Consider the following 13,793-nt stretch of genomic DNA (forward strand, 5'->3'; position numbering starts at 1 on the left):
GCGCACCGCCCGGCGGCGGGCCGGGCGCCGGATGCCCCCGGATGCGCGGGAGGCGGACCGTGGGCGCGTGCCGTCAGCGGTGCGCCCGCGGCGGGACGCGCGCCGGCTGTTCCTCCGTCACGTGCCCTCCCCCGGGCGCTCCAAGGCCGCCCGCTCCCCGGCCCGAACCGCCTCGCCCGGAACCGCCGCGTCCGGGGGCTCCCCGGCCGGCAGGCGCAGTTCGGCCACCGCCCCGCCCTCCGGGTGGTTGCCGAGCAGCAGCTGCACGCCGATCGCCTCGGCGTGCCCCTGCGCGATGGTGAGACCCAGGCCGTGGCCGTTGCCGCGCTCGCGCGCCCCCGTACGGAAGCGCTGCGGGCCGTCCCGCAGCACGTCGTCGGGGTAGCCCGGGCCGTGGTCGCGGATGCGGACGGTCGTCCCCGCCACCCGGACCTCGACCGGCGGGAGGCCGTGCCGGTGGGCGTTGGCCAGCAGGTTGGAGACGATCCGGTCGAGCCGGCGGGGGTCGGTGGTGACCGGGGCGTCGCCGTCGATCCGCAGCAGAACCGCGGGGCCGGCCGAGGTGATGCCGGTGAGCAGCGGCCCCAGCGGCAGGACGGACAGGTCGGCCGGTTCCGCCCGGGCGTCCAGTCGCGAGACCTCCAGCAGATCCTCCGTCAGGCCGCACAGGAAGCGGACCCGGTCCCGGACCAGTTCGGTGGGGCGGCCCGGCGGCAGCAGTTCGGCGGCCGTCAGCAGTCCGGTCAGCGGGGTGCGCAGCTCGTGCGCCACGTCGGCGGTGAACCGCTGCTCGCCGGCCAGCCGGCCGCGGAGCACCGACGACATCGAGTCGACGGCGGCGGCCAGGTCGGCGACCTCGTCGCGGGGGCCGCCCAACGGGCCGATCCGGGCGGCCAGGTCGCCCCGGGCGATGGTCCGGGCGGTCCGGGCCGCGGTGCGCAGCCGGCTGCTGATCCGGTCGGCGGCGAACACGCCGGCGAGCACGGTGACGGCGACCGCGAGGGCGGCGGAGAGCAGGATCGTCCGGTCCAGTTCGGCGACGGCCCGTTCGTCCTCCCGGTAGTCGACGCGGACGGAGAACACCTTCCCGCCGCTGCCGGCGGCGGCCCACATCGCGGTGCCGTGCGGACCCGGCCCGAACATCGAGCCCTCGTGGCCCTGCACGGCCAGCCGGCGCAGCTCCTCGGGGAGGCCGGTGGCGGTGGGGAGGCCGGTGACGGGCGGCGGGGCCCCGGCCGCGGCCTCCTCGACGGCGGCGGTCTGCCCCACCACCACTCCCGTCCCGGAGTAGGCGGTGAGCAACGAGTCCAGGGCCGCCTCGGCGGACCTCCGGGCCTGGTCGGTGTGCTGCCGGACGGAGGCCTGGTGAACCAGCAGCCCGAGGGTGAGCGCGACCAGGAAGGACACCACGGCGACCGTGACGGCGATCTGCCGGCGGAGGTTCACCGCAGGCGCCGCAGCTTGTAGCCGAAGCCGCGGATGGTCTCGATCCGCTCGGCCCCGATCTTGGCCCGCAGACGCTGGACGTGGACGTCCACCACGCGGGTGTCGGCGCCCCAGGAGTAGTCCCAGACGCGCTCCAGCAGGGTCTGGCGCTCCAGCACCACGCCGGGGGCGGCGGTGAACTCCAGCAGCAGCCGCAGTTCGGTCGGGGTGAGCGGCACCTGGCGCCCGCCCACCCGTACCTCCATCGCGTCGGTGTCGACCTCCAGGCCGTCGATCTCCCGCAGGGAACGGGCCGGCCCGGCGGGCGTCGCCGGCCCGGGCGGCGGGCCGGCACCGGGGTCGGGACGGTGGACCGGGGCCGGGCCGGGCGGCGCCAGCGGCTGGGAGCCCAGGCCGGTGCGGCGCAGCACCGTGCGGATCCGGGCGACCAGGACGGCCGTCTCGAAGGGCTTCACGACGTAGTCGTCGGCGCCCGCCTCCAAGCCGGAGATGACGTCGATCGGCTCGGTGCGGGCCGACATCATCAGGATCGGCAGCAGGCTCTCCTCGCGGATCCGCCGGCAGAGGCCGACACCGTCGAGCAGCGGCAGCATCACGTCGAGCAGCAGCAGGTCCGGCGGCTGGGCGCGGAAGCGCTCCAGGCCCTCCAGGCCGTCGCCGGCCGTGTCGACGGGGAACCCGTAGCGCTCCAGCGCCATCTTGGTCGCCTCGCGGATCACCTCGTCGTCCTCCACCAGCAGGATCCGCGGCGCGGCGGGCGCGCCGGGGGCGGTCGTGAGCGGGCCGCCGGTCATGAGCGCCGCACCGGGGAGGCCGACGGGGCCTGCGGGACGGGGCTGGGCGAGGCGGTGGGCCGGGCACCGGCGGCGACCGACGGCCGGGCGGCGGCGGGGCCGGAGTCCCCGCGGCCGGAACCGCCGCCCGGGGCGGGCGCGACGGTGGGCTGCGCGCTGGGCCCGACGTCCCTGAGTTCGGGGGCCGGTCCGGTGGGCAGGCAGCCAGGGACGTCGGCGGCCGGGCCGGTCGCCCGGATCTGCCGGTTGTCGAAGGCCAGCCGGACGCCGTTCCAGCGGTACGTGCTGTTGGTCTCGGTGACCTCGTTGGTCGGCTCGTGCACCAGGAGGTCCGGGCCCACGGTGTCCGCACTGAACCCGGTCAGCACCTGGAGGGCGAGCACCGGCAGCACCTGCCGCTCGCGCAGGGTGTAGACGTGCAGGTAGGCCCGCTGCCCGCCGGTGACCACGGCGGTGAGGAGTTCCTCGCGGCCGTCGCCGGTGAGGTCCCGGTACTGGGCCGGCCGGACGGCGCAGCCCGCGCAGCCCGTCAGCGCGGTCCGCTCCTCGGACTGGACGGACGGGTCCTTGTCCAGCAGCACGGGGACGTCCACGGTGCGGATGCTCTCGCCGTCCGCGACGACGCCGGGTACCGGCGCGGGGGACGGCTGGCCGGCGGGGGACGCGGAGGGCAGCGGCGAGACGTCGGCGGCCGGCCAGAGCTGCTGGGGGCTCGGCCGGACGGTGACCGGACGGGTCTTCCCCGCGTCGTGGAGCTGCCCGGCCGAGCTGCAGCCGGCCGAGGCCGCGACGGCCAGGGCCACGAGGAGTACGCCCGCCCCCGGTGCCACGCGGCCGAGCCATGTCCTCACAGTCCTCACGTGGGGTGCCTTTCGGGTCGGGGGCGGCGGTCGGGGCGCCGGTCGGATGTCCATCTGCATTACGCGCGACGACATGCGCCGGTTGCACCCTGGCGGGCGCGAAAGCCCGACGGCCCGGTTTCGGCAGCACCCCTGAGCAGCGCCTTTCGAGGGCGGTCGCCGGACGGCCTGCCCCCGGGGGGCCGACCGGGCCGGGGCGGGACGGTCCGTCCGGCCGGGGCCGGTCATCCCGCGGGCGCGGTCGTACCGACGTAGTCCGCCAGCACGATGATGTTGTCGGAGTAGTGGCCGTCGTCCCCGACCCGGCCGCCGCAGGTGATCAGCCGCAGCTGCGGGCCGGCGGTGTCGCCGTAGACCGTCGCGGTCGGGAACCCGCTCTTGGGAAACTGCCGCAGTTCGCGCACCTTGAAGGTGACGGTGCCGCCGTTCCCGCCGCGGACGTCGATCCGGTCGCCCGGCCGCAGCTGCGGGAGGCGGTGGAAGACCGCCGGCCCCTTGCGGGTGTCGTAGTGGCCGAGGATGACGGCCGGTCCGGTCTGGCCGGGGACCGGCCCCTCGCGGTACCAGTCGACCTGGCCCGGCCGGTCGGCCGGCGGCACCTCGACGGTGCCGTCGGGGTTGAGGCCGCCGCTCTCCACCGGGGCGTCCACCCCGATCCGGGGGATCAGCAGGCGGGCGGGCAGGGACGGCGCCGCGGTGGCCGGGGCGGCGGGCCCGGGGTCTTCCCCGGGTGTGCCCGACGGGACGGGCGCGCCCGACGGTGGGGCTGTGCCCGGCGCCGGTCCTGCGGTCGCGGGTGCCTCGGGGGCCCCGCCGGCGAACTCGATCCGCACCGGATCGTGCCGCGGCGCCGGGACGAGGACCAGCGCCGCGAGCACCAGGGACAGGCTGCCGGCCGCCGCGGCCGGCGCCCACGAGGGGCGCCGGCCACGACGGCTGCGGTCAGCCCTGTGCGCCGGCACGACGGCGGGCGACGGCGAAGCCGATGCCCGCCACGCCCGCGACGGCCAGGCCGGAGCCGCCCACCACGGTGACGGTCGAGCGGCCGGTCTCGGCCTCGCCGGTCTGGGCACCGCCCTTGGGGACGGTGGTGACCTGCGGCGCCCCGGCGCCGCGGTCCCCGGTGGCCGGGGCGGCGGTGGGGGCCGCGGAGGGAACCGTGCCGCCAGCCACCCGGGGGGACGCCGAGGCGGCGGCCGAGGCGGCCGCGCCCGAGCCCGAGCCGGCGGGGGCGGGGGCGGGCGCGGGCGCGGGGGCGGACACCGACGGCGTGGGGGTGCCGTCGGCGAAGGCCGCGGTGGCGGGGCCGGCCAGGGCGACTGCCGCTCCGGCGCAGACCAGCGCAAGCCGGACCGCGCGGCGGGACAGGCCGGCGGGACGGCCGGTCAGGTGTCCTGACATGGAAAAACCTCCAGGTTTGGCCGCTCCCGGCCCTGCTGGCCGGGGGCTGACACCGCTCACGCTAGGAAGCGCTCCGCACGGACCTCCGCCGGATGTGTAACAGCCGCCGGGCGGACGTGTAACAGCCGGTCCATCCATTTTCGTCGTCTTGACGATAAGCGGCGCCGACCATTATCGTCAGAGGGACGAGAAAGGGGGGCCTCCGATGGCCGACATCACCAGGCGGTTCGGGCTGCGCCACCTCCGCGCGGCACCGACCTCGCACATCCGCCACCTGCGCAGCGGCACCCTCGCCCACGACGGCACCGGCCTCGCCTTCTGGTTCCGGCCGCTCACCGCCGCACTCTCCGAAGTCCCGGTCGACGACCGCGAGCTGGGCATGCTCTTCCACGCCCGCACCGCCGACTACCAGGACCTCACCGTGCAGGCCACCGTCACCTACCGGATCACCGACCCGGCGCTGGCGGCCACCCGGATCGACTTCGGCATCGACGCCGGCACCGGCACCTGGCGCAGCGCGCCGCTGGACCAGCTCGGCAACCTGCTCACCGAGACCGCCCAGCAGCACGCGCTCGACCTGATCGCCCGCACCCCGCTGGCCGAGGCGCTGGCGGACGGCGTGAGCGCCGTCCGACGGCGCGTCACCGAGGGCCTCGCCGACGAGACCCGGCTGACCGAGACCGGACTCGCCGTGATCGCGGTGCGGGTCATCGCGCTGCGGCCCGAGGCCGAGATGGAGCGGGCCCTGCGCACCCCCGCCCGCGAGCTGGTCCAGCAGGAGGCCGACCGGGCCACCTACGAGCGGCGCGCGGTGGCCGTCGAGCGGGAGCGGGCCATCTCCGAGAACGAGCTGGCCAGCCGGATCGAACTGGCCCGCCGGGAGAAGGAGCTGGTCGAGCAGCAGGGTGCCAACGCGCACCGCGAGGCCGAGCAGGCCGCCGCGGCCGACGGCGTCCGGGCCGAGGCGGAGGCCGCCCGCCGGACCAGGCTCGCCGAGGCGGAGGCCCGGGCCGCCAGGGTCCTGGCCGGGGCGCAGGCGGATGCCCAGCGTGCCCTCGGCGAGGCGAAGGCCGCCGCCGAACAGGCCTGGCTGGCGGCCCACCAGCAGGCCGGCCCGGACGTCCTGCACGCCTTGGCGCTGATGCGGCTCGCCGAGCACCTGCCGAGCATCGGCAGCCTCACCCTGACTCCCGACGTACTGACCGGCCTGCTGGCCCGGCTCGGCCTGCCGGCCGGTGACGGCGCGGGGGCGGGCGGCGGCGCGGGCGGTACCGGTGGCACGGGCGGTACCGGTGGCAGCGGTGGCGCGGGCGGTGCCCGGTGACGCTCGCCCCGCGCGTGGTGATCGTGCACCGCCGCTCCGAGTACGAGGAGTTGCTCGCCCGGCACGGCTCGGCCGGGCAGGCCGCGTTCTTCCTCTCCACGCGCGGCCGCTCGCTGGACGACACCGAGCGGCCGCACCGGCGCACGCTCGCCGCGCTGGCCGAGGTCGCCGCCGCCGTCCCGCTCGACTGGCGCCGCACCCGGGTGGAGCGGGCCGACCTGGACCGCTTCCTGTTCGCGCCGGACGACATCGTGGTCGTGGTCGGGCAGGACGGCCTGGTGGCCAACGCCGCGAAGTACCTCGGCGGCCAGCCCGTCATCGGCATCGACACCGACCCCGGCCGCAACCCCGGGGTACTGGTGCGCCACCGGGCCGCGGACGCCGCCCGGCTGCTGCGGGCCGCCGTCGGACCGGGGGCGGACACCCGGCTGGAGGGGCGCACCATGGTCGAGGCCGTCGCCGACGACACCCAGCGGCTGCTCGCCCTGAACGAGATCTACCTCGGCCGGAGCACCCACCAGACGGCCCGTTACCGGATCTCGGCGCCGCCCGGCGCCGAGCCGGGCCCGGCCCTCGGCGCGGGTGCCGGGGCGGAGGCCGACGGGGGCCGCGCAGCGCCGGACGCCGAGACCCAGGCGTCCTCCGGGGTGCTGATCGGCACCGGCACCGGCGCCACCGGCTGGTGCCGGTCCGCCTGGCTGGAACGGCACAGCAGCCTTCCGCTCCCGGGCCCCACCGCACCGGCCCTCGCCTGGTTCGTCCGGGAGGCCTGGCCGTCGCCGACCACCGGCACCCGGCTCGGGCAGGGGCTGCTGACCGGCGCCGAACACCTCTCGCTGACCGTCGAGTCCGACCGGCTGGTCGCCTTCGGCGACGGCGTGGAGTCGGACGCGATCCAGCTGAGCTGGGGTCAGACCGTCCGGGTGGGAGTGGCGGCCGAACAGCTGCGCCTGCTGACCTGACGGGCCGTGGGCCCGCGGGCCGTCGTCCGCACCCCACCGGTCTACGGCCCACGGCCCACGCGGACGACGGGGACGGCCGGCCGGAGCGGGTCAGAGACCCGCGAGGGCCTCGTCCTCGGTGTCGTAGACGTTGAACACCGAGATGAGCTGGGTGATGTGGAGAATGTCCCGGACCTTGGGGGGCAGGTCGAGCAGCGCGATCTTCGCGCCCCGGTTGTTCGTCGAGGTGTAGCTGCCGACCAGCTCGCCGACTCCCGAGGAGTCGATCGTGGTCACGTCGGCGAGGTTGAGCAGGATCTTGGTGGCACCGCTGTCGAGCGCCTCGTGGACAGCGCTCCGCAGAGCCACGTCGCCCACGCCGATGGTGATTTTGCCCTTGAAGTCGATGATCGTGACATCACCGGAGGTACGGGTCGAGACAGCCATGGGTGGTTCTCCTTCCGAGGGCCCGCCACCGCTTCCGTGGGCGGCGAGGATGGACTTGCGCAGCGTGACCCGGGTGCCGCCGGCGGGCGGGAAGGCGAAGTCGACGCCGTCCATCAGGTGGTGCATCAGGAAAACGCCCCTGCCACCGGGCATCAGCAGGCGCTCGGGCGTACGCGGGTCCGGGCAGGCGCCGGGATCGAAGCCGGGGCCGTCGTCCGTGACCGTCACCACCACGTGCCCGTCCGCCACCCCGGCCTCCAGCAGCACCGATCCGAGCCCGCCGGACCGCCGGCCGTGCCGGACGGCGTTGGACACCGCCTCCAGAACGGCCGTGATCACCTGGTGACGGGCGTCGGGGGCGAGCGGCAGAGTGGCCAGCAGGCCGCCGATCTCCTCCTCGACCCGGCCGAGGTCGGGGTCGTCCCGACCGATTGTCAGCTGCATGGGCCGGCCTCGCCGGCCTCGCCGGCCACCCGCGGCGGGCGGCGGCTCGCCGGCGCCGGGCACCCGGGGCAGCCGGGCCGGGCGGCGCCGGTACCGTCGGCCACGACGGGCGCGCTGGTGACGGGCATGTCGGGACCCTCCCGTGAGAGGTGAGCCGGATCGGGCGGACGCGACACATCGTGCCCGACCGATCGCCGGATCCGGGCGGCACCACCACGTGCTCCACACGAACGAGCGAACCCGGCCCCCGGCCGGTTTGGCCGCGCCGGGCCGGAGCAGCCGGGGCGCGGCGGGGGGCGCCCGGGCGGGCCGCACCCCGGGACGCGGGGCGGGACAGCAGGGCGGGCAGTAGGCGGACAGCGGGCGGGTGGAACGGCGGAGGGCGGGCCGTGAAGGCCCGCCCCGGTGGCTCCGGCGCCCGCTCCCTTTCACGGGTGCGGGCGAGGCCGGTACGTGCGCGGCCGCCCCTCCCGGACGGCTCGTCGCGCACGTCCGGGCAGTCGCGGTCGGTCCGGCGGTCGGGCAGGCGGTCGGGCAGGCGCCCGCACCGTGGCTCCGGCCGCGCGCCAGGACCACCCACCGCCGTGCCGCCGCCCGCCCCCACCGGGGCGGCGCGGCCGCCCGCACGTTCCCGGTCAGACCTCCAGGTCGGCCTCGATCTTGGTGAGCTGGTGGCGGGCCATCGCCAGGTTGGCGCGGCCGCGGTCCAGCGCCAGGTAGAGGAAGAGGCCCTTGCCGGTCCGCCCGCCGAGCGGCCGGATCAGGTGGTACTGGGTGGACAGCGTGATGAGGATGTCCTCGATGCCGTCCTTGAGGCCCAGCATGTCCATCGTGCGCATCTTGGCCCGCACCACGTCGGTGTTGCCGGCCGCGGCCACGTTGAGGTCGAGCCCGCCCGCGCCGTCCAGGATGCCGAGGGCCATGCCGCTGTTGTAGTCGACCAGTGCGGCCCCGATGGCCCCCTCGATCGTGGTCATGGCCGCCTTGAGGGTGCCGTCTACGTCAGTCATGTCGTTCTCCGATTCGTGATGTCAGTGCTCGTGCGTCTTGCGGTACGGGGGAAGTTCGGGGAGGGGATGTTCGGACGGGTCGTCACCCCACCTCCTTCGGGCCGAGGGAGTCCTCCAGGAGGACGCCGACGCGCTCGGCGGAGCGGCGCGCCTCCAGGTGCAGGCGCCCCACGTTGACGTCCGGGTGGGCCAGCACGGTGAGCACGCAGGCGGAACCCGCTGCGTACGTGGCCACGTAGCCGTGCTCGCCGCGGACCAGCGACTCCCGGAAGTCGCCCTGCCCCGTGGTGTCGGCCAGGCGCTGGGCCAGGCCGAGCGCCGCCGCGGTGAGGGCGGCCAGACCGGTCGGCTCGGTCCCGTGCGTGTCGTGGGCGATCAGCAGACCGTCCACGCTGGCCACCAGGCCGCCCGCCAGATGCGGCACCCGGTGTCTCAGTGCACGGAGTTCGGCCAACAGGTCCGTCTCCAAGGCGATCAGTTGTCTCCTTCCGGCGCGCTGCTTGAGCGCTCGCCTCATGGACACGGGTGGCGGGTGACGGGCGGAGCGGGGGTCACAGTCGGGCCTCCAGGGCGGTTCGGACCCGGTGCAGCAGGGCGATGTCCGGGTCGTTGACGGACAGCGGCTGGGCCGCTGCGTGCGTGGGTCGGCGGGACGGCCGGGGCTCGGTCCGGCGGTGGGCGGCGGCCAGGCCGCCCGGAACGGCCGCCAGGGCGGCCCCCGGGACCCGGCGTTCCAGTCCGGCCAGGGTCAGCTCCACCGTGTCGGCGTCCAGCGCGGAGGCCGGCCTCGGGTCCGCCGGGGCGGGTCGGGCCGAGCCGGGGCCCTCCGCGCCCGACCCGGCGCCCGGCCCGGCGCCCGGCCCGGTCACCAGGCTGGCCACCAGGCCGGGCGCCGGGGCGGCCCCGAACGGGGTCGCCACCAGGCCGGCCGCGGCGAGCCGCCGGACGTCCACGGTGGTGCTGAAGGCGGAGCGGCCCAGCAGCCGGGCGAGGTCCCCCGGGGTGCGCCGGCCGTCGGCGTGCGCCAGCAGCTCGCGCTGGCGCCGGTTGGGGGCCGGCACCCGGGTGTGCCGGCCGCTGCCGCGATGACCGGCCGGCACCGGCACCACCGGCGAGCTGTCCAGCTGCGGCCAGGGCCAGATCCGCTCCAGCACGTCCCGCCGCCGCACGCTCTCGCGGCGCAGCGTGCGGGCGCTCACCCGGCGCACCGGCCCGAGCCAGTGCCGCGCGCCGGGCTCGAACCAGGTCATCGTGGAGCGCGCGCAGAGCACGAAGAACGCCGCGTCGTACAGCGCCCCCAGGTGGCAGATCTCCAGCTCGCCGCGGGTGAGCCGGCCCTGCTCCAGCAGCGCCCGGCCGACCCGGCAGTCGGGGCCCGAGGTGCGGACGGTCTCCTGCCAGACCTCGGCCGGGACCCTCCCGGAGGCCGTCAGGAGGCCGGCCAGGCCCGGGGTCCGGTCGCTCTCGACGTGGACGACCCAGCCGTCCGAGAGGTGGACGGTGCCGGCCTCGCCGTGCAGCGCTCCGGTGGCACGGCTCTCGGCCAGCCGCTCGACCGTCTCACCCGGCGGCTGCCAGTAGCGGACCGGTGGCCTGCTCACGCCGGCCGCCGGCGGGTGTGGGGGTGGCGGAGGGCGGCGCGTCGGACGCAACCGCGACGGGCGGCGACGGGGCGGGCGGTCGTGGGGTGGGCGGCCCGGGCCGGGGGCGGTGGCCGAAAGGTGTCGGATTCGGCCCGGCGGGCGGCGCCCGGAGCGGCGGGGGGCGGGCCTGCGGCCTCGCGTCCGGCCGGTCGGTCGGCGGGGGTCATGCCAGGACCAGCTCCTCGGCGAGCGCCTGCAGGCGGTACCGCGCGCCGGCCAGGTTGCCGTCGGCGCGGTCCAGCCAGAGGTGCAGGGCGAGCCTGCTGTCGAAGACGGTGCTCACGAAGCAGAACAGGTGATAGCTTCGGCCACCCGTGACGATGATGTCCTGAAGGGGGATCCTGACGTCGTTCTCGTCGGCGAATGTCGGACTGTCAGCAGCCGCACGCAGCAGGTCAGTTGCCTCCGCCGCCACCGCCTCGTGGTCCCCGTTGGGACTGTCCCCCGCGGCGCCGAGGGCAAGTCCGCTGCTCCAGTCGATCAGGCTCGCGCCGCGCGCTCCCGCTATCTCCATCGCCTGGGACAGGCATTCGTCGATACCCGGCACACGGGCTCCTTCTGAGGGTTTCGGCAGCAGGTCGCCGCTGAGCAGGCGCAACCTGGACCGCCATGTCGAGTCGCTGTTCCGACACGGAAGGCTACTCAGGGTTTCCGTATGACGAACATTCCATTGGCATATTCGATTGTGGGACGAATCTTTTCGGCCACTCTGGCGTGAGCCGTCAGCCCCACCAGGATCCGGAACCGGCAGGTAGGCCTACCCTCGGTAGACGTACCGTCACCTTCCGTCCCAGGTGGGGACCTTGGCCGATTCCGCCACCCGCGTGGAGGTTTTGGCGAGTCCGCATCGGTCGGATGGGATAGGAAAGACCTTCGCCCGGACGTGGGTTCGACCGTCGGCCGGGCGCCGGGCGGGCGCTCGACGCGTGCGCCTGCTCCCGCCCGGGACGGACAACGACTCCGGTGTCACCACGGACACGGGCACCGGTACAGGTACGGACACCGGCACGAGCACGGACGCCGGCGCCTGCCCGCCCGCCCGCCCGCTCGCCGACGAAGGGCCCCCGGTTCGCGCGGGCGTCAGTGCGGGGCCGAGCCCAGCACCCAGGCGGCTCCCGACAGGGTGACCATCGACAGCAGGGTGGAGTACAGCACCGAGTTGCGGGCCAGCACGGTGCTCAACTGGTACTGCCGGGCGTAGATGAACACGTTCTGCGCGGTCGGCAGCGCGGAACAGACCACCACCGCGAGCAGCTGGTGCGGGGGCAGCCGCAGGACGAGGCTGCCCACCGCGAAGGCCGCCAGCGGCTGCACCAGCGTCTTGATCAACACGGACGCCCCGACCTCGGCCGGCAGGCCGGCCCCGACGGCGGCCGGGCGGCCGTGCAGCGACATGCCGAGCACCACCAGGGCGGTCGGCACGCCCGCGCCGCCGAGCAGTTCGCAGGAGTGGGCCAGGGTCTGCGGCAGGTGCCAGCCCACGGCCGAGACCGCGCCGCCGAGCCCCGAGGCCAGGATCACCGGGTTGCGCAAGGGCAGCAGCAGCATCCGGCGGGCCCGGTCGGATTTCGGGCGGGCCCCCGACCCGCGCCCCCCGGCGGCGGCGTCACCGTCCGCCCCGTCCGCGCACTCCGATCCGGCCCGCAGCGACCCGGCCCGCTCCGCTCCGGCGCTGCCCGCCTCCAGGGTGGTCAGGATGACCGGCGTGACCAGCAGGACCTGGAAGAGCAGCACCGGCGCGATGAAGGTCGCGTCGCCGAGCACCTGGACCGCCACCGGGATGCCCAGGTTGGCGGAGTTGACGTAGCCGGAGGCCATCGCGCTGATCGCCTGGTCGGCCGGCCGGCGGCCGAAGACCCAGCGGCTGACCGCGACGCCGAGCAGCGACGCCAGCACCGTGCCGGCCGCGAAGGCGAGCATCGAGGCGTTGGCGAAGGAGCCGAGCGGGGTCCGCGCCAGCATGCCGAACAACGCGGCGGGCATGGCCACATGGAAGACGAACCGGCCGAGGACGTCCTCGGCGTGCTCCCCCAGCAGTCCGGTCCGGGCCAGCAGGTAGCCGACGGCGGTGAGCACCCAGATCGGGACGAACGCGGAGAGCAGCGGGTACAGGGAGGGCATCGGTCCTCAGACGGTCGGGGAGCCGGCCGGGCACGGGGCGTCCGGCACCCGGCGGCCCGCACCCGCCGTCCGCCACACCCGCACCGCCGCGTCCGCCACCCTGCCGACCGGGCGGTTCACCGCCGCAGCATCGCAGACGTCCGCATTCCGGTCCATCCTGTTTCACCCTCGGCCGGTCGATAACCCGGAGCCCGGGCCACGACGGGCGCCCGCCCCCCGGACTCGGCGGCGGGACGAGCCCCGTTGCGTCCCATTCCAGCGAGAGTTATAGTCTCTAACAGTTGCAAGAGCACGTAGCAGAAAGCGGGAACGCCATGTCCTCCACCACGCGCCGGCCGCACGTCGTCCTCGGTTCCGGTCCGGCCGGCAGCGCCCTCGCGGCCGAACTGGCCGGCCGGGGCCACCGCGTCCGGCTGGTGAACCGCTCGGGCAGTGGGCCCGCCGTCACGGCGGCCACCCGGCCCCGCCCGGACGGAGCCGGCCCCGCCGCGGTCGAGCGGTACGCCGCCGACGCGACCCGGCCCGAGGAGGTCCGGCGGGCCGTCGAGGGCGCCGCCGTCGTCCACCACTGCGTCAACGTCGACTACCACCTGCAGGCCGAGGTGCTGCCGCGGGTCCAGCAGGCCGTGCTCGGCGCGGTCGCGGACACCGGCGCGCGACTGGTCGTGCTGGACACGCTCTACCCGTACGGCGAGACCGGCGGCGAGGTGATGACCGAGTCCACCCCCTGGCGGGCGACCAGCCGCAAGGGGCGGATGCGGGCCCGGCTCGACGAGGCCTACCTCGACGCCCACCGCTCGGGCCGGGCCCGGGTGACGCTCGGGCGGTCGGCCGACTTCCTCGGCCCCGCGGTGATCAACTCCAGCCTGGGCGGGGCGGTCTTCCCCGCCGCGCTGACCGGCGGGGAGGTGCTCGGTCTGGGCGACATCGACCTGCCGCACAGCTACACGTACATCGGCGACGTCGCCGCCGGGCTGGCCACCCTGGCCGACCACCCCGGGGCGGACGGCCGGATCTGGCACCTGCCGACCGCGCCGGCCGTCACCACCCGGCAGATCCACCGCATGATCGCGGAGCGGGTCGGGCGCCCGCTGCAGACCTTCGTGCTGGACGAGCCCCGGCCGTTCGGCCCCTTCGACGAGACCTTCATGGCCGAGTACGCCGAGATGTTCTACCAGCACACCGAGCCGCAGATCCTGGACTCCTCGGCCTTCGAGCGGGAGTTCGGCGTCCGGCCCACGCCCCTCACGGCGGCGCTCGACGCCACCCTCGCCTGGTACCGCGGCGCACTGGCCACCCAGGCGGGCTGACCCGCCGGACGGCCCGGACGGCCCCGACGGGCAGCGGACGAGCGGCCGGCGG

General features: G+C 76.0%; 14 protein-coding genes. 3 read left to right on the forward strand and 11 right to left on the reverse strand.

Translation table 11 applies throughout. The features are described 5' to 3' along the window. Positions 1–117: 117 nt before the first annotated feature. The 5 genes from J2S46_RS07680 to J2S46_RS07700 form a co-directional block, all read right to left on the reverse strand. Positions 118–1,446, reverse strand: a complete 1,329-nt coding sequence (locus tag J2S46_RS07680) for a sensor histidine kinase (RefSeq protein WP_191290764.1) — start codon at positions 1,444–1,446, stop codon at positions 118–120. Further along, positions 1,443–2,240 carry a response regulator gene (locus tag J2S46_RS07685; protein WP_191290763.1) on the reverse strand — a complete coding sequence of 266 codons (798 nt, stop codon included), beginning with the start codon at positions 2,238–2,240 and terminating at the stop codon, positions 1,443–1,445. Before J2S46_RS07685 ends, J2S46_RS07680 begins: the two co-directional genes overlap by 4 nt. Then, on the reverse strand, positions 2,237–3,070 hold the full coding sequence (locus J2S46_RS07690; RefSeq protein ID WP_191290762.1) for a hypothetical protein: 834 nt from the start codon (positions 3,068–3,070) through the stop codon (positions 2,237–2,239). Before J2S46_RS07690 ends, J2S46_RS07685 begins: the two co-directional genes overlap by 4 nt. Positions 3,071–3,324: 254 nt before the next feature. Further along, complete coding sequence (locus J2S46_RS07695; RefSeq protein WP_191290761.1) at positions 3,325–3,978, reverse strand: class F sortase; 654 nt, start codon at positions 3,976–3,978, stop codon at positions 3,325–3,327. 64 nt (positions 3,979–4,042) lie between these two features. After that, positions 4,043–4,501: a hypothetical protein gene (locus J2S46_RS07700; protein ID WP_191290760.1), complete on the reverse strand. Its 459-nt coding sequence runs from the start codon at positions 4,499–4,501 to the stop codon at positions 4,043–4,045. Between the two features lie 205 nt (positions 4,502–4,706). Between J2S46_RS07700 and J2S46_RS07705 the strand changes: the two genes are divergently transcribed. Both J2S46_RS07705 and J2S46_RS07710 read left to right on the forward strand, forming a co-directional pair. Further along, positions 4,707–5,825, forward strand: coding sequence for an SPFH domain-containing protein (locus tag J2S46_RS07705; RefSeq protein WP_191290759.1), 1,119 nt, complete (start codon positions 4,707–4,709; stop codon positions 5,823–5,825). After that, entirely contained in the window at positions 5,822–6,787 is a 966-nt protein-coding gene (locus tag J2S46_RS07710) for a hypothetical protein (RefSeq protein WP_191290758.1), read from the forward strand. Before J2S46_RS07705 ends, J2S46_RS07710 begins: the two co-directional genes overlap by 4 nt. 90 nt (positions 6,788–6,877) lie before the next feature. Here J2S46_RS07710 and J2S46_RS07715 read toward each other — a convergent pair whose 3' ends face one another. From J2S46_RS07715 to J2S46_RS07740, 6 genes are all read right to left on the reverse strand, one after another. Continuing rightward, positions 6,878–7,657 carry an anti-sigma factor antagonist gene (locus J2S46_RS07715; protein WP_191290757.1) on the reverse strand — a complete coding sequence of 260 codons (780 nt, stop codon included), beginning with the start codon at positions 7,655–7,657 and terminating at the stop codon, positions 6,878–6,880. 635 nt (positions 7,658–8,292) lie between these two features. Next, positions 8,293–8,667, reverse strand: coding sequence for a hypothetical protein (locus J2S46_RS07720; protein ID WP_073927057.1), 375 nt, complete (start codon positions 8,665–8,667; stop codon positions 8,293–8,295). A gap of 82 nt (positions 8,668–8,749) precedes the next feature. After that, the gene (locus tag J2S46_RS07725) at positions 8,750–9,136 is read right to left on the reverse strand and encodes a roadblock/LC7 domain-containing protein (protein ID WP_307349227.1); all 387 of its coding nucleotides are present in this window, start codon (positions 9,134–9,136) and stop codon (positions 8,750–8,752) included. An 82-nt stretch (positions 9,137–9,218) separates the two neighbouring features. Then, a complete protein-coding gene (locus J2S46_RS07730; protein WP_191290756.1) occupies positions 9,219–10,268 on the reverse strand; it encodes a hypothetical protein in 1,050 nt (349 codons plus the stop codon). Positions 10,269–10,473: 205 nt separating this feature from the next. Further along, positions 10,474–10,857 carry a roadblock/LC7 domain-containing protein gene (locus tag J2S46_RS07735; protein ID WP_073927059.1) on the reverse strand — a complete coding sequence of 128 codons (384 nt, stop codon included), beginning with the start codon at positions 10,855–10,857 and terminating at the stop codon, positions 10,474–10,476. Between the two features lie 533 nt (positions 10,858–11,390). Then, positions 11,391–12,431, reverse strand: a complete 1,041-nt coding sequence (locus tag J2S46_RS07740; RefSeq protein WP_191290755.1) for an AEC family transporter — start codon at positions 12,429–12,431, stop codon at positions 11,391–11,393. Positions 12,432–12,745: 314 nt separating this feature from the next. Here J2S46_RS07740 and J2S46_RS07745 point away from each other — a divergent pair, with 314 nt between their 5' ends. Continuing rightward, positions 12,746–13,741, forward strand: coding sequence for an NAD-dependent epimerase/dehydratase family protein (locus J2S46_RS07745; RefSeq protein ID WP_191290753.1), 996 nt, complete (start codon positions 12,746–12,748; stop codon positions 13,739–13,741). Positions 13,742–13,793: the final 52 nt, after the last annotated feature.

This window comes from Kitasatospora herbaricolor (assembly GCF_030813695.1).
Classification (GTDB): domain Bacteria; phylum Actinomycetota; class Actinomycetes; order Streptomycetales; family Streptomycetaceae; genus Kitasatospora; species Kitasatospora herbaricolor.